This is a genomic window from Pseudomonas sp. UYIF39 (assembly GCF_029963765.1).
Lineage (GTDB): Bacteria > Pseudomonadota > Gammaproteobacteria > Pseudomonadales > Pseudomonadaceae > Aquipseudomonas.
In genome coordinates, this window is sequence record NZ_JALBYU010000006.1 from 253,660 (window position 1) to 277,400 (window position 23,741).

Below are 23,741 nucleotides of genomic sequence, written 5' to 3' on the forward strand. Positions count from 1 at the left end.
CATGATTCTGCGTAAACCTGACCGGCCTCGCCACGCATGACTTCAGTGAAAGACGTTGCACAGCTGGCCGGCGTGTCCCTGATGACGGTTTCTAGAGCGCTCAACAACCCGGAAAAACTGAGCCCCGAAACCCTTCAGCGGGTACGTCGCGCCATTGATGAACTGCAATTCGTACCGAGCCTGTCGGCGCGCAGGATGCGCGGCGACAACCTCCAGTCGCGCACCATCGGTGTGTTCGCGCTGGACACTGCGACCACACCGTTCGCGGTCGAGTTGCTGCTGTCCATCGAACAGACCGCACAGCAGGCGGGCTGGAATGTGTTCATCCTTAACCTGTTGAGCAACCCGCCCACCGACCAGAACATCGACCTGATGTTGTCACACCGTCCCGACGGGTTGATCTTCAGCGCCATGGGATTTCGCCAGGTGTGCATTCCCGAGCGCTTGAAGAACAACCCCCTGGTACTCGCCAATTGCCTGGCGGATGACAGTCGCCTGGTGAGTTATGTGCCCGACGACGAAACGGGGCAGTATCGAGCCGTACATCACGCGTTGAGCCAAGGCTATCGGCGCCCTCTGTTTATCAATCTACCAAAACAGAGCCTGGCCTGGGACCTGCGACAAAAAGGCTTGCTGCGTGCCTGTCAGGCATTCGGTCTTGCGCCTGACGCACTCCTGCAATACGACCTTTCCGATCATGATGCCTATGGTGAAACCGCAGCCATCCTCGACCGGCACATCATTGATGGTCGCCCCCAATTCGACATTCTGATCTGTGGCAACGACCGCATTGCGTTTTGTGCCTATCAGCTGTTGTTGGGCCGAGGCCTGAAAATCCCCGACGATGTCGCCGTGCTCGGCTACGACAATATGATCGGTATCGCTGAGCTGTTCATCCCGCCGTTGACGACGGTGCAACTGCCGTACTACGAGATCGGTCGTAAGGCTGCCCAGCACCTGATCGAGACCCTCGAGGAATCGGGAGCCCAGCCAGTTGATTGTCCATTGGTGATCAGGGCATCACTATAAGAATTAGGTGATAGCACACCCGCTTGCTTTCGATTTGCCATTAGCCTGTCACGCACCAGAAGTGTTCCGCCGATCGGTGGCCACGGACCGAGTGAGCGCTTGTCGGCCAAAAAGCGAAAGCACATGAGGTACATTGATACCTGATCCAAAATTCACTGATGGGAGGGACCGTACTATGACGACGCGAACTGAAACGGCTATCCTGGCCGGCGGCTGCTTCTGGGGCATGCAGGATCTGCTGAGACGCTACCCCGGCGTAGTGTCCACGCGGGTGGGATACTCGGGCGGCGATGTGCCCAATGCGACTTACCGCAACCATGGCACGCACGCGGAAGCGATCGAGATCGTGTTCGATCCGGACCAGATCAGCTATCGCCAGATCCTCGAGTTTTTCTTCCAGATCCACGACCCGACGACGAAGAATCGTCAGGGCAACGATGTGGGTATGAGCTACCGCTCGGCACTCTTCTATCTCAACGATGAACAGAAGCAGGTGGCCGAGGATACGGTGGCCGACGCTGATGCATCCGGCCTCTGGCCCGACAAGGTCGTCACTGAAATCGTGCCCGCAGGCCCGTTCTGGGAAGCAGAACCGGAACATCAGGATTACCTCGAACACTACCCCAACGGTTACACCTGCCATTTCATTCGGCCAGGCTGGAAGCTGCCTAAACGAGGGTGATGGTGCTGCCAAAAAACAGTCTCGCCGACGGCTGTTGGCGAGACCGAGTCCGTGTGCTTCCACGCCGAATAACCGTGCTCTCCCGCTGGAAAAGCCCTGCCCTTCACTGCAACCACAGACAGGTGGTCGGAAGATTTGTATCGCCGTGTATTTCCCCTCGCGATTTTACACAGCGATACACAATCGCCGGATCAGGACACATACGCAGTACATGAAGGTGCAAAAGTGGGTGGCGTCGCACTCCTGGCGTTCTCCGACGAACCCAGGCTAAAGAGCCCAATACCCCAGCAGGAGCCACCTCATGATCAATGAAATCGATACCGTGCTTTACACCGGCAAGACCCACACGACCGGAGGCCGTAACGGCGAGTCGCGAAGCGACGATGGACGTTTGGACGTCAAGCTTTCCGCGCCTGGCTCGTCAGGGAGTGGCACCAATCCCGAACAGCTTCTGGCGGCAGGTTGGTCGGCCTGTTTCATCGGTGCAATGGGTAAGGCGGCTGTCGCATTGAAGGTGACCCTGCCGAGCGACGTCGCCGTCGATGCCGAAGTGGACCTGGGCAAGACCGAAGACGCCTTTTTCCTCCAGGCGCGCCTCAATGTCAGCCTTCCGGGCCTGGACCCTGTTGTCGCTCGGGCGGTGGTGGATGGCGCCCACCAGCGGTGCCCGTACTCCAAAGCGACCCGTGGCAACATCGACGTCACGATCAATCTGGTTTAACCAAAGCACCCCGTGCAGCCTAATGCTGTTCACTTAAGCCGTAACGCGATCTGTAGCAGCTGGCGAAGCCTGCGTTCGGCTGCGAAGCAGTCGTAAAATCAGCAATTGCGATGCGTCAGGTACACCACGGCAGCCGGACTCACGACTGCTGCGCAGCCGCACGCAGCCTTCGGCAGCTGCTACAAAGAATGCGTCGCGCCTGAAATTGCTTAAGTGAACAGCATTACCCGTGCAGCCTGCCTTCCCGACAGGCTGCGCTGGCCAATCCGCTCAATCGTCCTCATGCAACTTGATACCGCGGGCGTGAAGCAGGTGCGGGACTACCAGCACCAGCAACGTCAGCGCGAGGAACGCGGCCGATATCGGTTGCGTGACAAACACCAGCCAGTCTCCCTCGCTGATGGACAAGGCGTTGCGCAGCTGCTTTTCAGCCATCGGTCCCAGCAACATGCCGACGATCACGGGGGCGACGGGAAAATCGAAACGACGCATCAGCACCCCGCCCCAACCGATCGCCAGCATCAGCAAAAGATCGAAGGAAGAATGGCGCATGCCGTACACGCCGATGGTGGCAAACACCAGAATGCCGGCGTTCAGATACGGCCGGGGAATCTGCAGGAGCTTGACCCACAGGCCCACCAACGGAAGATTCAACACCAATAGGATCACGTTGCCGACATACAGCGAGGCCACCAGGGTCCAGACCAGTTCCCCTGAGGTCTGGAACAGCATCGGCCCCGGTTGCAGGTTGTAGTTCTGGAACGCGGCCAACAGAATTGCCGCGGTGGCGGACGTCGGTATGCCGAGCGTCAGAAGTGGCACCAACGAACCCGTCGCGCTTGCGTTGTTGGCCGCCTCGGGACCGGCAACCCCCTCGATCGCCCCCTCGCCCTTGCTGCCCGCAAACTCTTTCGGGTACTTACTCAGTTTGCGTTCAGCCGAATAGGACAGGAACGTCGGAATTTCGGCGCCTCCTGCCGGAATCGACCCGAATGGAAAACCAATCAACGTGCCCCGTAGCCAGGCCGGGACCGAGCGTTTCCAGTCAGCACGCGTCATCCACAACGAGGTCAGGCGGTGCCGGCCGGACGCTTCTTCTTTCTGATAAAGCAGGCTGTACAAGGCCTCGCCCACGGCAAACAACCCGACCGCCACCAGCACGACTTCGATGCCATCCACCAACTCCGGCACCGCCAAGGTGTAACGGGCAATGCCCGAGGTCGAGTCCAGGCCGATCAAGCCGATGGTCAACCCAATCCCGAGCGAGGCAAAACCGCGCAGCATTGAAGCGCCGAGTACCGCAGACACCGTCGTGAAGGACAACACCAGAATCGCGAAATACTCGGCAGGACCAAACTTGAGCGCCAGCGTGGCAACAACAGGGGCAAACAACGTCAGCAACACCGTCGCGATGGTGCCGGCAACAAATGAGCCTATCGCGGCGGTGGCCAGGGCCGGTCCTGCCCGGCCGTTGCGTGCCATGAGATTGCCTTCCAGGGCCGTGACCATGGAGGACGATTCGCCGGGCGTATTGAGCAGGATAGAGGTGGTCGAGCCACCAAACTGCGCGCCGTAATAGATACCGGCGAACATGATCAGGGCGCCCGTGGGATCGACCTTGGCGGTGATCGGCAGCAGCAGCGCAACGGTCAGCGCCGGTCCAATACCCGGCAAGACACCAATGGCGGTGCCGAGCAAACAGCCGATAAAGCCCCACATCAAATTGATCGGTGTCAGCGCAGCGGAAAAACCAATGGCCAGGTTCGCGAGAGTTTCCACCTTGTTTGCCTCCTACGGCCCGGGTCAGATCCAGGCGTTGACAAGGGGCGGCAGGGAAACCCCTAGCCCAGCGTTGAACAGCCAGTAAATCGGCAGGGTCAAGGCAATGCCGATAGCGAGGTCCTTCACTGGACGACGACTGCCAAACCCCCGCGCCGAACAGGCAAACAGCAGCCCTGCGGCTAAGACGAAGCCGGTGAGGTTAATCAGCACGGCCACCCCCACCAGTCCCGCCGTCACCCAGGCTGCGCCGGATTTGCCGCCGGGCAGTGCTTGGTCAGCTTCGTCGCTGTGGTCTGCCAGCTCGCGAAAACCACCGGTGACGGCCTGATAACACAGCAACAGACCGACCACGCCCAGGAACACCGCGACAGCGTACGGATAGACGTGGGCTCCCAGGATGACGAACCCCATCTCGGGAGGAAACCGGAATGCGCCGACCGCCAACACGGCACTGATGGCAATCACTCCGGCGCCGATCGCCAGTTGTACCGGGACTATTGCGCGAGGCTGAGTCATTTCGAAACCAGCCCGACCTCGACCAGCATCGCACGCAACCGCACATGTTCTTCGTCGACGAATGTGCCGAACTCATCGCCGGTCAGGACGTTGGGTGACCATTTGTTGGTGTCGATATTTTCTTTCCAGACTTTGCTGTTAGTGGCGGCCACGACGGCTTCGGTTACTTCTTTGCGCTGCTCGGGCGTGAGATTCGCCGCACCGTAAACACCGCGCCAATTGCCGATGGTCACGTCGTAGCCTTTCTCCTTGAGGGTCGGCGCATCGATGCCTTCAATGCGTTCTGGCGCGCCGATGGCGAGTACTCGGAACTGGCCGTTCCTGATGTATTGGCCAAGCTCGGCATAACCACCGGTGATCACCTTGATCTGCCCGCCCAATGCTTGAGCAACGACTTCCCCCCCACCCGCGAAGGCGACGTAATTCACCTTGTTGACCGGGACACCCATTTTCGCGGCCAACTCGGCAATGCCGATGTGATCGATCGACCCCTTGGAGCCACCGCCCCAGGAAATACTGGTCGGCTTGTCCTTGAAGACTTTCAGCAAGTCCTCCAGGGTTTTGAATTCAGACTCCTTGCGAACGGCAATCACGTTGTATTCGGTAAACAGACGAGCAATCGGCGTCACGTCCTTCAAGGTGATTTGCGGTTTGTTCTGTTCAATGGCGGTGACCATGATCGCACCGACAACCAGCAGCGCATTCGGATCACCCTTGGTGCTGTTGGCGAACTGCGCCAGCCCCAACGTCCCCCCTGCTCCACCCTTGTTCTCGAAGGTGGTGGATTTGGCCGCGTTGGCCTCGATCAAGGCTTTGCCCAGAACCCTCGCGGTCTGGTCATAGCCACCCCCCACAGAACCCGGGGCCATGAACTTGACGGTGTCCAGCGCAAAGGCCGGCGTCGCAAGCGCAGCAGCGGTAACGGCGGTTGCGATGCAGCGGCTGAATCGACGGAACAAAGCGGACATGCGTTTTCTCCCCAGACTTTTTTATGGGCACCCGTTGAACGTCGATCAGGAGTAAACCCTGATCGATGAATATCCATCTCGGGATAAGCGTAGGCCATGGTTAGGGCGATGACATGCAACGAAGAATCTCTTGGAATAAAACCTGGACACATTCCGCGAACTCTCACCGACTGCCTGAGTGCCCGAGTCGATGTTGTTATGTGTTGGTTTTCAGCTTCGTCCAAAGACGGGTAGTCAACCGTGCAATGGCCGCGGGAAGTTCCTCTACGGTGAACAGCTTGTCCAGCACACGTGTCGGCGGATAAATCGCCAAGTCCTGCTTCACGGCCGGAACAACATACTGATCCGCCGCAAGGTTGGGGTTGGCGTAATGGATGCTGTTGCTGATGTTGGCAATGACCTGCGGTGTCAGCAGGTAGTTCATGTAGGCGTAGCCATTCTTCTCGTGCGGCGCGCTCTTGGGCATGACCACCATGTCGAACCACAAGGTGGAACCTTCGTCAGGGATCGAATAGGCGATGTCGATGCCGTTGTTGGCTTCCTTGGCGCTGGCAGCCGCCTGCACGATGTCGCCATTGAAACCGATCACCGCGCAGACATTGCCGTTCGCCAGGTCGCTGATGTACTTGGAGGCATGGAAATACTGGACGTAAGGTCTGATTTTGAGCAGCGCCTGCTCGGCTTTCTTGTAATCTGCCGGCTCATGGCTATGGGGCGGCAGCCCTAGGTAATTCAGAGTGATCGGCAGGATTTGCGTAGGGTTATCGATAATCGCGACGCCGCACTGGCTGAGCTTTTTAATGTTGTTTTCATCAAAAAACAGATTCCAGGAATGGGTGACATCGGTGTTGCCGAAGATCGCCTTGATCTTCTCGACGTTGTAGCCAATACCCGCGGTGCCCCACATGTACGGATAACCGTACTGGTTGCCCGGATCATTGACCTCGAGTTTTTTCATCAGCGCCGGGTCAAGGTTTTTCCAGTTGGGGAGTTGGCTTTTGTCGAGTTTCTGCACCGCCCCGGCTTTGATCAATCGGGACAGAAAATGGTTCGAAGGGCTCACCACGTCATAGCCGGTGTTGCCGGTCATCAGTTTGGATTCCAGCACTTCGTTGCTGTCGTGAATGTCGTACGTTGCCTTGATTCCCGTTTCCTTGGTGAACGTGGTCAAGGTGTCGTCGGCGATGTAGCCGTTCCAGTTTGAAATATTGACGACTTCGTCAGCGTAAGTGGCTGCCGACAACGTCGTCAGCACAACCATCAGGGAAATGTTATTGACGCGCATTTTCAATCACCGTGTGTTTGATGAGTTTTTATTCTTCGATCGCCGGGTTTTCTAGATTTCTGTTTTGGCCCTGATCGCCTCCACGCGCATTCGAAGCATGGCACCGATATCGAGCAAGGGCCGCGGCGGCAGCCAGCCTGGCTGGGCCCTGCGCATCACTGATTCGAGGATGGGCGAGCTGTCACCCGATGCCAGTTCGGCGAGCAAGCGTCCCCAAAGGGTGCCGCGTGCAACGCCCGAACCATTGCAGCCGGCCACCGCAAACACACCTTCGTCGACCTTGGAAAAATACGGTTGCCCGGTGCGCGAAGCACTCAAGTGTCCGGTCCAGGTGTATTGAATGTCCTGCTCGTTCAAGAACGGGAAGCGTCGTTGCAAGCCGAGCACATGGTGTTTACGACGGTGCAGCAGCTCGCTGTTGGATAAATCCCGAGAACGGTATTCCGCCGTATTGCGGATCATCACGCGGCGGTCCGGAGTCAGTCGCACCGTGGCGCCCAGTGGCCGAGTGGACAGCACGCCCCAAGGCTCAACCGCGCCGATGGACTTGAACTCGGCGTCGCTGAGTGGTCGTGTCAGGCTCGCGCTGAGTTCCATCGGGAACGTCCCGCTGTCTTCTATCCCTGAGCGCGGGATGAACGCGTTCAGGCACACCAGGACTTGCCTGGCCTCGATGCTTCCATCGGTGCCATTGGCGCGAATACGCCCTTTGCCCAAACGCTCCAGGCCGGTGATATCGGTGTTCTCAAACAGGGTCACCGTGTCCGGCAGCGTTTCCAGCAGGCCCTTCACGTATTTCGCGGGCTGCAGCAGTGCGTTGCCATTACCGCACCAGATCGCGGCCTGGTAATGCGCGGTGCCCAGTTGTTTGCTCAGCGGTTCACCTTCCAGAAAATGCGCAGAGGCGTCGACAGCGCGTAGCGTTGCCAGTTTGGCTGCGACATCGGTCAACTTGCCGGGATCGTTGACGGCGAAGTAGTAGCCCGACTCCCTGAACTCACATTCGATACCGAGACGAGCAATGCGCTGGCGCACTTCGTCACTGGCGGCACGGGAAATCGAGGTATCTACTTCAAAACCGGCGAACCCCGGGTTGCCGATCAGCTCATCCTTGGCCGGATGTTCGTGACCCACCACGAAACCTGAATTACGCGCCGAGGCGCCCTGTGCGGCCCGTTGTCTGTCGACAATCACGATCCGCGCCTGAGGGTGCATTCCAGCGAGTGTGTGAGCGGCGCACAGCCCGGTGATACCGGCACCGACAATCAGCCAATCGGCTTTTTGCGTGCCTTTGAGAGCAACGCGAGCGGGTGAACTCCCCGCCTGCGCAATCCAGCCACATACATTGGTCATGCATCACCTCATCTGCCTGTCGTTCTGCAAGCACCACACATGACGTCATCGCATGAGTATTTCCGGCCGGTGCTGGCTAGAGCTAGAATCTATAAGGCCTGTAGTGATACAACCAACGTTATAAAATCATCGAGCCATTCAGAAAACGCATGGATAAAATTCACCACGTTCCTTCTCTCCAGGCCTTGCAGGCGCTGGTCGAGGTCGCAGGCTCGGGCAGCTTCACGCAAGCGGCGCAAAAGCTGTGCCTGACCCAAAGCGCAGTGAGCCGAAAAATCCAGCAGTTGGAGAGCCACTTCGACTTGCCGATGTTCGTGAGGAATAGCCGCAGTGTTCGACTGACACCGGAAGGCGAACAGGTGCTTGCGACCGCCCGAAGTATCCTGGCGCAACTGAAAACCCTTGAAGATCGGCTGACACCGCAAAAACGACCCTTCCGCATACGCATGCATGTGTCGCTGGCGGTTCGATGGTTGCTGCCAAAGTTGAGCGAGTTCTATCGAAGTCATCCGCAGGTTTCGCTGTCGATCGAAACCGTGGCCACGGAAGTGGTGGAACCGGCCATCGACAGCGACGCCTACATTCTCTATCTGCCCGAGCCGTCCCGCAATCCTGACTGCCTGACGTTGTTCGAGGAGGCGCTGGTGCCGGTGTGTGCCCCGGGCCTGGGGAGCACGACCCAGCCGTTGGAATCGGTGGCCGATCTCGTGCGCTTCCCGCTGCTGCATCGCTCGGCGGACAAGCATGACTGGTTTCGGTGGCTGCACGCCAATGGCGGTCAATCACTCGAGGACTACCGCCATATCCCCTTCAACCTCGACGAGTTGGCGCTCGATGCGGCGGCGCGAGGGCTGGGGGTTGCCATGACTGACCTGACCCTGGCAGGCGAATCACTCGAGCGAGGCGTGCTCGTCGTTCCGTTCGGCCACCCCTTGAAGACCCGCGGCATTTACGCCTTGAACCTGCAACCTTCCGCCGCCGCTCATCCAGCCTGTTCGCTGATCATGCAGTGGTTTGCCCAACAGGCCGAATAGCCGGCAGGCGAAGTTTGACCACCAGGTTTGAACACTACGTTCCGCGCCCCAACCCTTGTGTCGCATTGGCAAAAGCAGCGCTCGCCTCTTGAACCAGCTTGCGCCATTCAACGCTGTTGATGAGTCCGGTGCGCTCCATCTCATCGGCAGCCTTGAGCAACTCGTCATATTGCTCTTCCGCACCCATCCGGATTTCAGGCACGTTCAGGAGCTGATACCAGGCCGCCAGGGCTTCGCTCTTTTGATCATCACTCATGCTCAAACTCCCAAAGACACTCTTCGCTTTGAAGTTTTTTCATGGGTGGCGTTCATCGCTCCCGACATACGGCAGGCATAAAGACAGGCGCGCGGTGCATTACAAACTTGTCATTGAGTTGTCAGCGTAACCAGCACCCTCACTTCATACCGTGGCGTCGTCAGTCACCCTCCGCGGGTGACAAGGCGATGGAACTGCAACCGATCGCCAAAACCCTGTTCACCGACCGCACCACCGCTGCCGCCTGGCACACCAAACCGTCCAGGTACGCGGTCTCCAGCCTCGACCAAACCATCAACCCGGACTTGGAACGCTTCCTCGCCAAACGCATGAACGCGACCACCATCGAGCTGCCGTCGAGCCACTTGTCTTTGGTCTCTCACTCCAAAGAAATCGCTGACCTGATCCTCGAAGCCGCCGGTCGCCAACCGTAACGTCGGCGCCGTTTCATTACAAAATTGTCATTCAAATGTGGGTCGGCTGTGCGGATCGCCTGGTTAACCTGAATTCACTGTCAGGTAACCCATCGGCAGCCAACCCGCCCCTTAATAGAGGGAATCATCATGAAAATGTTAATCCTCGGTTTTGCTGCTCTTCTCGCCACCGGTTCGGCGTTTGCCGATACCCAGACCGCCGAACCTGTCATCCACGACAAGACCGGTTTCTTCGTCCACCTGGATATCGCCAAAGACCTGTCCAGCAATATCATCACGCAAGAATGCGGCATCGTCCCCGCGCAGCTGATTTACCTCGACCATCAGGGTCGCAAGCACGTGCTGGATTACCAGGCCCAGGGCATGGGTTGCATTGGTGATAATTGATCAGACGCCGGTGCTCACAAAGGATCGGGCTACACTGGCGCCACTGGCTGACCTCTGTAGCCCGCCGCCGCAACATGTATGTTGCCGACACCGAACCAGGCAGATCCCATGAACATCCTCGTAGTCGAAGACGAACCCAAAGCAGGCACTTACCTACTCAACGGCCTGCAGGAACTCGGCTACTCCGTCAGCCTGGCCCGCGATGGCGTCGATGGCTTGCACCTGGCTCTGGAGCACGATTTCGACGTCATTGTGCTGGACGTCATGATGCCGAAAATGGATGGCTGGGAAGTCCTGCGCCGCTTGCGCAAGGAAGCCGACACCCCGGTGCTGTTTCTGACGGCCCGCGACGACATCGCCGACCGCATCAAGGGCCTGGAACTGGGCGCCGACGATTACCTGATCAAACCGTTTGCCTTCGCCGAACTGGTGGCACGCCTGCGCACCTTGACACGGCGCGGTCCCACCCGAGAAGAAGAACAGTTGCAAGTCGCCGACCTGCAAATCGACGTGCTCAAACGCCGCATCACCCGTGCCGGCGTGCGAATCACCCTGACCAACAAGGAGTTCGCCCTGCTGCATCTGTTCGCCACGCACCAGGGCCAGGTTCTGTCGCGCTCATTGATCGCTTCGCGAGTCTGGGACATGAATTTCGACAGTGACACCAACGTCGTGGATGTCGCGGTGCGGCGCCTGCGACTGAAAATCGACGACCCGTTCCAACTCAGATTAATTCACAGCGTGCGCGGTATCGGCTACCGCTTCGATACGCAAGCATGACCTCCCGCCTTCGCCACTCATTAACGCTGCGCCTGGCACTGATGTTTGCCCTGCTCGCCTTTGTCTCACTGACCCTCCTGGGCGTGGCGTTGTACCGGGGTCTGGAACGCGAGCTGATTCGACGCGACGACGCCGCGTTGGTCAACCGCATCGATCAACTGCGCACCTTCCTCAACGACAGCAACACGCTGGACCTGATCAAGACCAAACCGGCACTGTTCCAGAACATGCTCGGCAATCGCGAGGCGCTGCTGACCATCGGCGCCCCCGGACAAAAACCGTTACTGGTGGTCAACCCCGGAAACCTCGCCGTACCGTCGCTGGCACCGGTGGCCATGGACCATCCGTTGGCGCTGGCCGACGTGCAGCACTACCCGAGCGTGGACGGCGTGCCCTTCGCGGCGCTGGCGGCGACCATCGACTCCGGCGACCTGAGCAGCCTGCAAGTGGTCACCGGGCGCCTGATGACCGAGCGCACCGCGGTCCTCGCCCGCTACCGCCTCAACGTGTACCTCTTCGCCAGCGTGGCGGCGATTTTGCTAGCGCTGTCCGGTTACCTGCTGGTACATCGCGGGCTCTTGCCTGTGCGACGCCTGGCCCGACACGCCCAAGGCATCGGCGTCGGCAACCTCACCGAGCGTCTCGACAGCCAGGGTGCACCGCGAGAACTGCTGCCAATGATTGAAGCGTTCAACGCAATGCTCGACCGTCTCGGCAAGGGCTTCGTGCAACTGGGTCAGGTGTCGACCGACATGGCCCACGAACTGCGCACGCCGATCAACAACCTGCTCGGCGAAACCCAGGTCGCCCTGCAGCAAAACCGCAGTATTGAGGCCTATCAACAACTGCTCGCCTCCAATGTCGAAGAGCTGGAGCGCCTGGCCCGGATGCTCGACAACATGCTGTTTCTGGCCCGCACCGACCCGGCCAGTGCTTTGCGCCAACGGCAGGAACTGAATGCGGCCGATGAAATGGAACGCATGGCCGACTATTTCGAAGGGCTGGCGGCGGATGTCGGGATCAGCATCGATGCCCAGGGCAGCGGAGTGATCTGGGCCGAACCGATGTTGCTGCGCCGTGCCCTGGCCAACCTTTGCGCCAACGCGATCAAATACGGCGCGCCTGACTCCGAGCTGCTCATCCGCGCCACACCCGCGGCCGCCGGCATCCACCTGCAAGTGCGCAACCATGGCCAGACCATCCCCGCCGAACACTTGCCCAGACTGTTCGAGCGCTTCTACCGCATCGACGAATCCCGCGAACGCTCGGCGCACTCCAACGGCCTGGGGTTGTCGATCGTCGCGACGATCATGCAGCTGCACAATGGGGCTTACAGCGTTAGCAGCAGCGAGGGCATCACGTGCTTTGAGCTGTTTTTTCCAGCGCGGCAATTGGATGAATAAGGTCCCGGCACGCGGAGCGTGGGATCGATCAAGCCCGGACGTGTACCAGTTTTTTTCATTTTCTTTTCTGCGCTTTTGACCGGATCAGACGGATCAAAACGCGACTTCCACTGAAATGGCCAAAAACGCCACCCCCCTTGAGCAGTTTTGGCATAGGCCAAAATCATCGCTGTGTCTAGACTCACCCCCATATAACAGTGCAAAAGCACATTTGAATCCAGGACTGTTCCAGGGGAGCCCGCATGAACCCATCCGACATTTTTGTTATCAGCGCCGTCCGCTCGGCCATCGGCACCTTTGGCGGCTCGCTCAAAGATGTGCCGCCCATTCAATTGGCCACTGACGTTTGCCGCGCAGCCATTGAACGTTCGGGGCTGGCACCTGAACACATCGGTCACGTGGTGATGGGGCATGTGATCCCGACGGAAGCACGTGACGCCTACATCTCTCGTGCCGTGGCGATGAATGCCGGCCTGCCGAAAGAGACGCCCGCCTTCAACGTCAATCGCCTCTGCGGTTCTGGTTTGCAGGCCATTGTCAGTGCAGCACAAAGTTTGATGCTGGGGGATGCCGGGGCTGCGCTGGCGGGCGGCGTCGAGTCCATGAGCCGCGGGGCCTATCTGTTGCCGCAGGCGCGTTGGGGCGCACGCATGGGTGATATGCAAGCCATCGACTACGTGCTTGGCGCTCTGCAAGACCCGTTTGGCGGTTTCCACATGGGCATTACTGCGGAAAACATCGCCGAGCGCTATGGCATCACTCGTCAGGCTCAAGATGAGTTGGCGCTGCTCAGCCAGCAACGGGCAGCCCGGGCGATTGCCGAAGGGCGATTCACCGACCAGATCGTGCCGATCGAAGTGGCGTCCCGCAAAGGTACCGTGACGTTTGCCACGGACGAGCATGTCCGCGCCGAAGTTAATGCCGAGCAATTGGGCAAGATGAAACCGGCGTTCAAAAAAGACGGCAGCGTCACCGCCGGCAACGCGTCCGGCCTCAATGATGGTGCCGGAGCACTGATCATGGCCACAGGTCAGATGGTTCTTGACCAAGGCCTCAAGCCCATCGCCCGACTGGTCGGTTACGCCCATGCCGGCGTGGAGCCAGAGTTGATGGGGTTGGGACCGATTCCCGCCACCCGCCTGGTCCTCAAACGCGCCGGCCTGACCGTTGCCGACCTGGATGTCATCGAGTCCAACGAAGCATTCGCTGCCCAGGCGTGTGCCGTGGCGCAGGAACTGGGCTTCGACCCGGAGAAGGTCAACCCGAACGGTTCGGGGATTTCTCTGGGCCACCCGGTGGGCGCGACCGGTGCGATTATCGCCACCAAGGCGATTCACGAACTGCACCGTGTTCAGGGTCGTTATGCCCTGGCAACCATGTGCATCGGCGGCGGCCAAGGCATCGCTGTGTTGTTCGAACGCGTCTGATCGACCCAAGCGAAGACGACGCCCATTGCGGGCGCCGTCTCGTTTTACCGCGATGGAATCAGTGCGCAATGCACATCGATTTCAGCTCGGTGCAAGCCTCAATGACCGCACGCCCAAACTCGCTTGGCCCATGCCCAACCGCCCCGACACCCACACCGCGGACGACCCCGCTGCAGGCCAGTAGGTATCTCGATGGGCTTCATTCTTTCAGGCCCGAAGGTTCTACTAAACTACTCAGAACTACGTAGATTCAGTGAATGATTTCACAGTACTGCTAAAGTGAAAGCACGCGTCGCCACATGCTCCCAAAGTCTATAATTTTCGAAGGTGGGTGGCTAATCACGGTGATGCCAACGCTCTCAAGCGAGGGCAGCATGAACTGAATCGCGTCATCATCGAGCGCGAGGGGCAGCAGACATGAGGTCTAAATATGATATTTGAGCCCAACAGTACCCGTTCCGTTCTCCAGCGAAGAAGCAGTACCAGTATCGTTATTCAGGCTGGTCTCGATTGTGTTGCGGTGACCGGTGTTGCATGGTTTTTGATCAATTATCATATCGGCTTCATAACGCAGTCCTATGTCATCCTGCTCCTGTTGCTGCTGGGGGCGTTGGCCGTCGTGTACGACCACTATGCTATTTACCGCAGCAACGTTGGTTTTACCGTCAAAGCCTTCAAGCTTTTGAAAGCGTGGACTGCCACATTTGGCTTTCTCGTTGCCATGGCCTTTCTTACCAAGCAAAGCGAACAGTATTCGCGCTTATTGGTCGGGCAGTTATTTGTTGTTGGATATTTTGCTCAGTTGCTTTTGCACCTCGCGACACGCGAGATGCAAAAGAAATTTTTGACCCACCCGACTCAATTGGAAAACTCGCTCATCATTGGCTCGGGCGAACTGGCCAGCTATCTTCACAAGAAAATCAGCAATAATCCCTGGCTCGGTGAACGCATAGTCGGCTGTGTGTTGATTGGCGCGGACGATGATCGAGGAAGGGAAAGTCTGGAAGGAGCGCAACGTCTGTCGATACTGGGCGATATCTCCGACCTTGATGAGTTAGTTGTTAAACATGCCATTCGTACCGTCTATTTCGTGACCCCTCTGGGTGGTTCAGAGGTCATCCAGGATGTTTATTTAAGGCTGTTCGATAAACACATCTCTGTTAACTGGGTGCCTGATATTTTCTCGTTGCGCTTGATCAACCACAGCGTTCGCGAAATTGCCGGCATTCCCGTGCTGACCTTGTCTGAAACTCCGCTGATGGGGATGCGTCTGTTTCTGAAGAATCTTGAAGACAAAGTCCTGGCCTTTCTCATTTTGGTTCTTGCAGCGCCAGTCCTGGTAGCCGTCGCCATTGCCATCAAGCTCGATAACCCCGGCCCCATATTCTTTCGTCAGCAGCGTATGGGGTGGAGTGGAGAAGCTTTTCGGATCTGGAAGTTCAGAAGCATGGTCGTCCATCAGCCTGAAGACGGCATCGTCAAGCAGGCGCAAAAGAATGACCCGCGCATGACCAGGGTTGGCGCCTTTATTCGGCGGACCAGCCTGGATGAGCTACCGCAGCTGTTCAACGTTTTGATGGGGGAAATGTCTCTGGTGGGGCCTCGCCCGCACGCGATTCAACACGATGTGCAGTACTCGCCCGACGTCTCGGGCTACTTTGCGCGTCACAACATTAAGCCGGGCATCACAGGCCTGGCTCAGGTACGTGGCTATCGTGGTGAAACGAAGGATATAGATCAGATGATCCGACGCGTTGACTCGGACATCGAGTACATCAACAACTGGTCGCTTTGGCTCGATTTCGTCATCCTTGTACGAACCGTGTTTGCCTTCTCCGGCAAGCATGCCTACTAAGCTGACATTACCCAGAATACCGGGGTGGCTTCCTGCCCCGGCATGAATTCAGATATCCGGAAACCTGAAGAAGCTGTTATGCCGGAAATAGATCCAGCGTACGCTCAACCTCATCGGGATCGATCCTAAAGCCATTGCCCTCTTGCGTACCGACCACAAAGCCAAAGTTTTGGTGATCACGATCCGTTAGATATTTGAAAAAACAGAGGAAGCGATTAGGGGGCTGCAAAACCAGCAGCGAACCACCCGGCTGGAGCACATTAACGCCGTGTATTAGATGACTCCCTTCAATCCCTACCACTGTTCTTGCACCGGCACAGGCCGCCACGATAGTCGGAACATCGGATTTTGCAGGATCGATAATCCGAAACCCCCTGCGGTCACGCAGACGCTCGGCAAGTTCCAATTCATTGCGTAACAATCGCAATTCTCCCGTGCCACCTCGCAGAACGAACACGCCTGGGTGATCGCAAACTTTTACGTGCGAGAGTAACTTTTCACCCATCGCCCGAAAACGCAGGTGCTTATGTCGATTTTGACTTAGGTCGTCAAAGATAACGAGCTCACGAAAAAATGCATCGCGTAAACGAACCGGCGTCATACCAAGCCAGTCCTCATAGCCGGGGGCGTGAAGTATGCAGGTCGTAACGGTGGACACAAGGTTGGCAGACACTGCCGTGGTCACCGGAACGCCTTCCTCGCATGCTATTGGATAGGTTATACAATCATCCATTAACCACGAGCCAAACCATTTATTCCCTCCAGCCGTACAAAACATCGCACCGCGATCAATTTCGTTTTTTACGCGAATCTTTGGCAACCATCCAGATCTAGGCGACAACGAAGACTTGGCATTACCTTTGTAAAGAGTGCCATCAATTAACCAGACATCTTTAAGCAGGTAGCCTCGTGTTGACCCATGTTCAACACTGCCCACTCCTTCCATTGTGCGACGGGGATGCTCGTAAGGATAAAAAAGCTCCCCTGCCCATCCCGTCACACGTTCGAGTTGATTGGGAAGGAAAAAAGCGGGCGGAGCAATTGAGATTTCGCCTGGAGCAATTTCCCACGTTTTCACCGCTAGGCTTTGCAGCGTTAACGACGGCTTCCGTATAAGTCGCGTTTCAAAAATGTGTTTATACGCAGCAAGGCTCCACTTTGATTGGCCGCCACTCGTCAATGCGTTAAACTTCGACATATGCCCCCCATCGCAATGTGGTTAAACCGAAACAGCGTTTATGGCCAAACACGTAAACCCTACTTCTTTAAAGCAACCTATTCAGGTGGATACAATAGTTTCCAGTATAGGGGGTAATGCCAGATGAGCGTAGCGGCCGCGCAAGGTGTCGAGAAGCGCCTCTTCCGGCTTTCTAGAACAATGAAGATATATTTTGAACAGTCCACCAAAACCCATTTCACGATATCGACCCGCGACTTCCTCATCACTTGGTCCGTCTGGCAACCCAAGATGAAGTGTCAGCTTTTTGCCTTCGACAGCAAATAGAGGCGTCTCCCAAAGAAATTGCGCCGCGCCCACCTTAGGCAGTCGAACAAATAAATAGCCGTAGTTACCCAGCGTATCGACATCACCACCACGCCGTCTTTTCCATTCGAGAAGTCCATCGTCCGGGCGTGCCAGGCAAGTTCCGATATCATAATAGTCAAAACCATTTTCTATCGCCCATTCAAGCGCCATGAACGTGGTAATCGAGTTAATTTCACGTAATTTCTTAGCATCTGAAAATACACCATCGGGGTAGCCGAAACGGACGGTGCTCCAGTAGCGCTTTCCTGCCCGGGTAATCACGCACCCAAGATGGCATGCAACAATTTCATCCTCCAGCAGTACTAGATCGAGCCGCCCGGCGCTTTTTGCCACCCGTTGAACTTCACGGGATTCAATTTGAGAGGCGGCTGCTCCATGCCTTGCGCTGGCATAGGGCTTCAGCATTTCCCGATCTGCGATTTCAATTTCGTCATCGTTCAAGGCCTGTTTCATACGATAGCGCAACCGGTTCTTGCGCAGATTTCGACGCAACTCGGTATTGTACCTGGCCGTAATATCCTCAATTGACCTGCTCAGTGGAACGACAGCACTTAAATATTGAGGCACATATAATGCCCCCAAGGTCGGCATTTCACTGACCCACACTGTCCGCTCTGAATTATCCAACTTCAATTGGCTATTAACTGTTTGAGATTCAGCGCCCAGTAGAACCTTTACAAATTCCCGCTGTGTTTTCCTGCCCACATAGAGAATGTCATAGGTGCTGTCTTCGCGCAGTTTGAACCTGGCAATTTCCCAGCGCCAAAAACATGCCCTCCCCCATATATCTTGCAGCCAGGCGAGCGCTTTCCGCAGCTCAAATCGCATTGAAGGAGAAATTAACTTACGTATTAATTCGGCTATGTATTTTTTCATTTGGTTATTAGCACACTTCAAGGAATGCCCATTTGAACTTACAAATCAATAAGCTAACTACTAGAAATGAGCGCCTCGACAGTCGAGCACTTTTTTTCAAAATTTGCGGCGTCTGACAACATTTTGTTGACGCCAATCTTAATGATGAAAACGACCCCGAACATACCCGTCAAGTCGATAATTCCAACCTGAGTAAAGGTGCTACGTCGGGGTTTTGCAAGATATTTCAGCCGTGTTTTTTATGGCGCCGGCCAGGCGTCAAATTCTTGTAACGTCAGGAATCCCTGTAGATCAACGTGCGCAACAAGAACATCGGATTACCCACCACATAACGTCTGAATAATCGCTTTGGTTCACCTATCAGCCTGAACACCCACTCACAACCGAGTCGACGCACCCATTGCGGAGCACGAGTCACCTTGCCGCCGAGAAAATCCAGGATCGCCCCTCCGCACACGACCAGACATGGCGCACCGCTGACGGCTAACCTGGCAGCGACGGCTTCTTGCTTCGGCATGCCCATACCCAGCACAACCAATTCCGGCTGAAACTGCCGGGCAAGGTTGATGTAGGTATCCACCGGCGCAAAACCATGGTGAGCAGAGACTACATTGACCGCAAAGAGCGCTTCGCTACGCTGCACCGCGTGGGCTAGAAAGGGCTCTTCAGTACCCCAGAAAGCCACGCGCCGGCCCTTGAACGCGGCCAGCAATTTGGGAATGAAATCGGTGCCATTCATATTCAGCCCCGGCTCCAGGCCGAGGCGACGAAACAGGATGGCCATGCCGGAGCCATCCCGTAATAACACGTCCGCAGCCAACAGCGCGTTAAAGTACTCGGTATTGGCCACCACCAGATTCATGGCATGGGCATTCGCGAACCCGAGCACTGTCGTCACGTCAGGTCTGGATAACGCATCAATCAATGCTTGCTCGTCATCAACATCGCTGACCACCCTGAGTTTCCGGGTAATCGTTTGCCAGCTGTGCTGCCAGGATAAAGCACGCATTAGCTGTCATCTCGCTTCGAACGCACCCATTCAACCTGGCGCTTAATCAAAAATCCGAGATACAAAGGGATTTTCTTCAGCGCGTAGAACGGCGCATACAACAAGGCTGAAAAAGAAATAATACCGCGGCCAAATTGGCTCCATGCCAGCAAGATAGTCACACCCAATATTGCCACCCCGGAGGAAGCTATCAATGCTGGCGCCAAAGCGCCCGACAGCATAAATACCAACCATGACAGACCAAATGCCGCCGCCAAGACCAACGTCAATAGGGCCAAAGGAGGGACCAGCAAATCCAGCGTCATAGCCAGCAGACGCCAGTTACCCTGGCCAATCGACTCCACAAGCAACTTTGGCGTATCCCCAAGGATCACCCCTAGATGACCATGTTCCCAGCGCGTACGCTGGGTAGTTAAACCTTCATCGCTGCGCGGAAAATAACTGGTCACAAGAGCATCGGGGCAGAACAAAGGCGGCTTGCCGCTTCGGCATAAATCCAGGCCCATCTTCAAATCTTCAACAATGTGGCCACTGGCCAAATTGGTCAATGCCAGATCCCGCCAGACAAAAGCCATTCCCGTGCCCATTAACTGACATGGCAAACCAAGCCGGGTCCAACCCTGCGGCCGTACCCGATTCTTCACACACCAGGCAAACTCGGCAAGCCGCACTTTTAGCCCGGAACCTGCTGGAGCACGCATTAAATTAAGTGCTTGCGCTGGTCGCCCTGAGTTGATGCAACAGATTGCCAAGCGCTCAATAGAACCCTCAGCCACCTGGCAATCCGCATCGATAACAATCATGACGTCCGGCGCATCGCTCGCCAAATGACGCACCCCCCAGTCCAGCGCAAAACCCTTGCCACGCTGCTGAACATTGCTGCGCTCCACCACCTCGGCGCCGGCCGTGCGGGCCAGCGCGGCCGTGTCGTCAGAACAGTTATCCGCCACCACCAATAGGCGATCACCCGAAAGCAACTGCGGCCGAATGCTATTTAACGTCGCGACGATGATCGAGGATTCATTGTTTGCCGGTATCAGCACCGCCAACCGCGGTCGCGATCCATGCGCCGACGAGCGCGATCGTGCAGGCAGGCAGGCCATCAGCACCTGCACAAACAGCACCAACACCGGCAGGAGGATGAGTATCAGCAGTGAGCTGAACAGCCAACTAAGTAATGTGATCATGCTTGCGCCCTAAACAAATTAGCCAACTTGGCCGCTTCGGTATCGATGTCGTGTCGCTCCAGCACTCTCTGATAAGCCGCCTCGCCCATCCGCTGCAACACCTCGACAGGTTGCGCGAGGCAATCCGCCAGCGCCGCTGCCAACTCATCCACAGCTCCAGCGGGAAACAACCAACCGTTCACACCCTGTTGCACTAACTCGGGAATGCCCGCCACATAGCTCGTCAGTACGGGTCGGCGCAACGCCATGGCTTCCATGATGACCACCGGCAACCCCTCGGCGAAGCTCGGCAACACCAAGGCCCGCGCCGCAAGAATCTCCGCCCGCACCTGTTCGCTGCTGATCCAGCCGGTAATTCGCACCCGCGCCTGCAAGCCATGCCGTGCAATAAGGGCTTCGATTTCCGCGCGCATTTCTCCATCGCCAGCCAGTACAATCTCGAACTCCACGTTTTGCGCTGCCAGGATGCGGGCAGCCTCAAGCAACAACAGTTGTCCCTTCTGCTCACACAAACGACCTACACAAACCAACCGCGGCGCGGATGGCACGGCAACGGCCGGCACGTCGTGAAACGCCCGCTCCAGCCCACAGTGCACCACTTTTACCCTTGGCCAGTGCACATGAGCCACCCAGCGAAACAGCTGGCTACGCCCATAAGAACTTATCGCCGCGACAAAAGCTGCGCGCCGGACTTTCTCGCCCAAATGAATAAACTGCGGTTTGTCGAACTCTTCCGGCCCGTGCACAGTAAAACTGTACGCCGGCCCACCGAGTACATTGGCCAGCATCACCACCTCGGTTGAGTTGGTGCCGAAATGCGCATGCACATGCTCGGCCCCAAACGCCTGTAACCAGGTCAGCACGCGACACGCCTCCGACAAATAAACCAAATGGTATGGCCAGGGGCGATCGGCACGCTGGCCCATGCGTAGCGCCAGCCAAAGCGCCGAAAAAAAACGTCGCGGCTGGGCGCGCAACACCTGAAGCACAGGCACTAACAGCTCTTTGACTCCGCCCTGCAGCACATACCGGGTTTTATCGCGTTCGGACACGTCCTCGGCATCCACCAATTCGGCATCCCAGCCACGCAGAGCAATGCGCTGCACCACAAACCCCTGACGCTCCAACGCCAAAATCTCGCGACGAATGAAGCTATGGCTGACTTTGGGGTATTGATTGATGAAATAAGCGATACGCATAGGAACCAGACTTAGTTGTCGTTGCGGTGGATTATTACTGCAAGTAATCCCACAGTAGTACAGGTATCAGGAACGTCAACTAGCCACACGGCTGCTGCTATAACTGCCTATCAACACGCCATCTATCTTTTTAAAGGTGTCGTCCAGCAGCTCATAGCGCCTGCGGTACATGGCACGTTTTTTTGAAGCAATACTGTCGAGCGGCTTCCTGGACAGAATCATGGGAATCTCGAAAAAATCTTCGCGCTCTGATGGAGTCGCTCCATGCTCTAACCAGATCACATCGTAATTTGCCGCCAGTTCTAGAGCTTTGTGAGCGCCAAAATACGGATGACGATGGTGGCGATACCCATCCCCTACCGCATAAATTTTTTCAACACCGATATTGATGGCAATGTATTTAGTAACTTCGATCAGAAAGCTTCTCGGCCGAAGGCCTTCAAAGTCTTTTGTCAGGTCCCTGTAGATACTCAACGACAGTTCACTCTCGACGCCTTTATGTATCCCTTGAACGGCGCCGATAAAAATACATAACTCAGTGTCCGTGCGACACAAGGTGAAGGCTATTGATGCAATCCGCAGATCCCCCTGAAACAAGTTCAGCACCAATTCCCCTTCACGCATAAACCAGAAGGGACGATCCAGCACCAGGGAACAGCCAGCAGCAAACTCCGACAAATCACTCAGCATCAAACTGTCACTTCGCCCCAACAGCAATAGCTGCGGGCAGCTTTTGGTAACCACTTCGTAATGCGAGGCTAAAACACTAAGTTTATTCTTGGGGCTCCAGCTTCTACTGATGTATGGCCAATGAACAACGCCCACACAATCCCCGCCTAATTTCTCAACACCGGACTTACCCAGGGCGTTCGACATACGCCCGCAAAACAACTTTAGCTCGGACCAGTTTTTTGCAACTAAAACCAGCATTTTAAACTTATTATTCAATGCCCTTAAGGAATATCCTGCATGCAAAAAAAACACGCTTTTTAATATCACCCAATTATTCATATAAGTCTCACTTGTATTCGATCAACGCCGTCTTGCCGGCACCGAATCTGTTCAGTAGAAACTTGACTTGCCCCAGCATCTCGGGAAACTTCCCCAGCACGAGAAAGAAAGCCCGCAGCCAGTTTTCGCGCGTGGATCTGTCGCCCCCACGGGCGAGGCGCACGACCTGCAATGGATAGACCAGCAGCACAAGCAGCCCAAACCATCCCAACACCAAACTCGCGATAACAGTCGCCAGCGGGACACCTAATCCCCAGAACCAGACACGGCGCGACTCACGCAACCAATGTTGCTCCGGTGCAGCCCCATGTAAAAATGCGCCCTCGGCAAAGGCATAACCACCGCGCAGGGTACGCTGCCACCATTGGCCGAACCGGGTCATGGTTGCATCGTGCAAGGTCATTTCCTCGCCCAGACGCCAGACCTTCCAACCATTCCCGCGCAGACGCACGCACAATTCAGGCTCTTCCCCGGCAATTAGGTCCGGTCGAAACCCGGACGCTTCGGCGAAAGCGTCAGCCCGCATCAGCGCATCGCCACCACACGCCTTGGCCTCACCTACCGGCGTATCCCATTCGAAATCACACAGTAAGTTGTAAACAGAGTGCTGCGGAAAACGTTCACGGCGCCGTCCACAGACCACCGCGAAGTCAGGATGTGTATCAAGAAAAGCCTGCGCATGGGGCAGCCAACCGCCAATAACCTCACAATCACCGTCGACGAACTGCACATAACGCATCGCCGGCAATAAGCGTTGCATGCAGGCAAACCCTTCGTTGCGCGCACGCGCAGCCGTAAAGGGAATCGTCATATCCAACTCGACCACCTCGACCCCAAGCCTCAGTGCCATCTGCACTGAACCGTCCGTTGATCCAGAGTCGACATAAACAACCTTCTCCGCCGAACCGACGAGAGAAATCAGACAACGCTCAAGCCGTAGGCCTTCGTTGCGACCGATAACAACGACACCAATACCCATAGCCATGGCGCTCACTCAGCGA

General features: G+C 56.6%; 22 protein-coding genes and 1 pseudogene. 10 read left to right on the forward strand and 13 right to left on the reverse strand.

The window, feature by feature from the left end:
• Positions 1 to 36: 36 nt before the first annotated feature.
• From MO767_RS10960 to MO767_RS10970, 3 genes are all read left to right on the forward strand, one after another.
• On the forward strand, positions 37 to 1,029 hold the full coding sequence (locus MO767_RS10960; RefSeq protein ID WP_282480483.1) for a LacI family DNA-binding transcriptional regulator: 993 nt from the start codon (positions 37 to 39) through the stop codon (positions 1,027 to 1,029).
• A 175-nt stretch (positions 1,030 to 1,204) separates the two neighbouring features.
• A complete protein-coding gene (gene msrA, locus MO767_RS10965) occupies positions 1,205 to 1,711 on the forward strand; it encodes a peptide-methionine (S)-S-oxide reductase MsrA (protein ID WP_282480484.1) in 507 nt (168 codons plus the stop codon).
• A gap of 301 nt (positions 1,712 to 2,012) precedes the next feature.
• On the forward strand, positions 2,013 to 2,432 hold the full coding sequence (locus tag MO767_RS10970; protein WP_282480485.1) for an organic hydroperoxide resistance protein: 420 nt from the start codon (positions 2,013 to 2,015) through the stop codon (positions 2,430 to 2,432).
• A gap of 270 nt (positions 2,433 to 2,702) precedes the next feature.
• On the opposite strand, the gene MO767_RS10975 is transcribed toward MO767_RS10970, so the two are convergent.
• From MO767_RS10975 to MO767_RS10995, 5 genes are all read right to left on the reverse strand, one after another.
• Entirely contained in the window at positions 2,703 to 4,211 is a 1,509-nt protein-coding gene (locus MO767_RS10975) for a tripartite tricarboxylate transporter permease (RefSeq protein ID WP_056743448.1), read from the reverse strand.
• 24 nt (positions 4,212 to 4,235) lie between these two features.
• Positions 4,236 to 4,730, reverse strand: coding sequence for a tripartite tricarboxylate transporter TctB family protein (locus tag MO767_RS10980; RefSeq protein ID WP_282480486.1), 495 nt, complete (start codon positions 4,728 to 4,730; stop codon positions 4,236 to 4,238).
• The gene (locus tag MO767_RS10985) at positions 4,727 to 5,698 is read right to left on the reverse strand and encodes a tripartite tricarboxylate transporter substrate-binding protein (RefSeq protein ID WP_282480487.1); all 972 of its coding nucleotides are present in this window, start codon (positions 5,696 to 5,698) and stop codon (positions 4,727 to 4,729) included. The genes MO767_RS10980 and MO767_RS10985 overlap by 4 nt, the downstream gene beginning before the upstream one ends.
• Before the next feature lie 196 nt (positions 5,699 to 5,894).
• Positions 5,895 to 6,983, reverse strand: a complete 1,089-nt coding sequence (locus MO767_RS10990) for a polyamine ABC transporter substrate-binding protein (protein WP_282480488.1) — start codon at positions 6,981 to 6,983, stop codon at positions 5,895 to 5,897.
• 51 nt (positions 6,984 to 7,034) lie between these two features.
• Positions 7,035 to 8,336, reverse strand: coding sequence for an FAD-binding oxidoreductase (locus MO767_RS10995; RefSeq protein ID WP_282480489.1), 1,302 nt, complete (start codon positions 8,334 to 8,336; stop codon positions 7,035 to 7,037).
• A 149-nt stretch (positions 8,337 to 8,485) separates the two neighbouring features.
• Here MO767_RS10995 and MO767_RS11000 point away from each other — a divergent pair, with 149 nt between their 5' ends.
• Positions 8,486 to 9,370, forward strand: coding sequence for a LysR substrate-binding domain-containing protein (locus MO767_RS11000; RefSeq protein ID WP_282480490.1), 885 nt, complete (start codon positions 8,486 to 8,488; stop codon positions 9,368 to 9,370).
• Between the two features lie 34 nt (positions 9,371 to 9,404).
• Here MO767_RS11000 and MO767_RS11005 read toward each other — a convergent pair whose 3' ends face one another.
• Entirely contained in the window at positions 9,405 to 9,626 is a 222-nt protein-coding gene (locus MO767_RS11005; protein ID WP_282480491.1) for a hypothetical protein, read from the reverse strand.
• Between the two features lie 182 nt (positions 9,627 to 9,808).
• On the opposite strand from MO767_RS11005, the pseudogene MO767_RS11010 reads away from it, so the two are divergent.
• From MO767_RS11010 to MO767_RS11035, 6 genes and pseudogenes are all read left to right on the forward strand, one after another.
• Positions 9,809 to 10,060, forward strand: a pseudogene (locus tag MO767_RS11010) (alpha/beta hydrolase); the annotation flags it as partial.
• Positions 10,061 to 10,189: 129 nt separating this feature from the next.
• Positions 10,190 to 10,447 (forward strand): DUF2790 domain-containing protein, encoded by a 258-nt coding sequence (locus MO767_RS11015; RefSeq protein WP_282480492.1) that lies wholly within the window; start codon positions 10,190 to 10,192, stop codon positions 10,445 to 10,447.
• Positions 10,448 to 10,555: 108 nt separating this feature from the next.
• A complete protein-coding gene (locus MO767_RS11020) occupies positions 10,556 to 11,227 on the forward strand; it encodes a heavy metal response regulator transcription factor (protein ID WP_282480493.1) in 672 nt (223 codons plus the stop codon).
• On the forward strand, positions 11,224 to 12,630 hold the full coding sequence (locus tag MO767_RS11025; protein WP_282480494.1) for a heavy metal sensor histidine kinase: 1,407 nt from the start codon (positions 11,224 to 11,226) through the stop codon (positions 12,628 to 12,630). The genes MO767_RS11020 and MO767_RS11025 overlap by 4 nt, the downstream gene beginning before the upstream one ends.
• 242 nt (positions 12,631 to 12,872) lie before the next feature.
• The gene (locus MO767_RS11030) at positions 12,873 to 14,057 is read left to right on the forward strand and encodes an acetyl-CoA C-acyltransferase family protein (RefSeq protein WP_282480495.1); all 1,185 of its coding nucleotides are present in this window, start codon (positions 12,873 to 12,875) and stop codon (positions 14,055 to 14,057) included.
• Positions 14,058 to 14,487: 430 nt separating this feature from the next.
• The gene (locus MO767_RS11035) at positions 14,488 to 15,912 is read left to right on the forward strand and encodes an undecaprenyl-phosphate glucose phosphotransferase (protein ID WP_282480496.1); all 1,425 of its coding nucleotides are present in this window, start codon (positions 14,488 to 14,490) and stop codon (positions 15,910 to 15,912) included.
• A gap of 76 nt (positions 15,913 to 15,988) precedes the next feature.
• Here the strand turns inward: MO767_RS11035 and MO767_RS11040 are convergent, their stop codons facing one another.
• The 7 genes from MO767_RS11040 to MO767_RS11070 all read right to left on the reverse strand — a co-directional run bounded on the left by MO767_RS11040 (position 15,989) and on the right by MO767_RS11070 (position 23,725).
• Positions 15,989 to 17,110, reverse strand: a complete 1,122-nt coding sequence (locus MO767_RS11040) for a glycosyltransferase 61 family protein (RefSeq protein WP_282480497.1) — start codon at positions 17,108 to 17,110, stop codon at positions 15,989 to 15,991.
• A gap of 81 nt (positions 17,111 to 17,191) precedes the next feature.
• The gene (locus MO767_RS11045; protein ID WP_282480498.1) at positions 17,192 to 18,334 is read right to left on the reverse strand and encodes a hypothetical protein; all 1,143 of its coding nucleotides are present in this window, start codon (positions 18,332 to 18,334) and stop codon (positions 17,192 to 17,194) included.
• Between the two features lie 274 nt (positions 18,335 to 18,608).
• Positions 18,609 to 19,343, reverse strand: coding sequence for a WecB/TagA/CpsF family glycosyltransferase (locus MO767_RS11050; RefSeq protein WP_282480499.1), 735 nt, complete (start codon positions 19,341 to 19,343; stop codon positions 18,609 to 18,611).
• Positions 19,343 to 20,530 carry a glycosyltransferase family 2 protein gene (locus tag MO767_RS11055; RefSeq protein ID WP_282480500.1) on the reverse strand — a complete coding sequence of 396 codons (1,188 nt, stop codon included), beginning with the start codon at positions 20,528 to 20,530 and terminating at the stop codon, positions 19,343 to 19,345. The genes MO767_RS11050 and MO767_RS11055 overlap by 1 nt, the downstream gene beginning before the upstream one ends.
• Positions 20,527 to 21,729 carry a glycosyltransferase gene (locus MO767_RS11060; RefSeq protein ID WP_282480501.1) on the reverse strand — a complete coding sequence of 401 codons (1,203 nt, stop codon included), beginning with the start codon at positions 21,727 to 21,729 and terminating at the stop codon, positions 20,527 to 20,529. The genes MO767_RS11055 and MO767_RS11060 overlap by 4 nt, the downstream gene beginning before the upstream one ends.
• 75 nt (positions 21,730 to 21,804) lie before the next feature.
• Positions 21,805 to 22,740, reverse strand: a complete 936-nt coding sequence (locus MO767_RS11065) for a DUF535 family protein (protein ID WP_282480502.1) — start codon at positions 22,738 to 22,740, stop codon at positions 21,805 to 21,807.
• Between the two features lie 7 nt (positions 22,741 to 22,747).
• Entirely contained in the window at positions 22,748 to 23,725 is a 978-nt protein-coding gene (locus tag MO767_RS11070) for a glycosyltransferase (RefSeq protein ID WP_282480503.1), read from the reverse strand.
• Positions 23,726 to 23,741 lie beyond the last annotated feature (16 nt).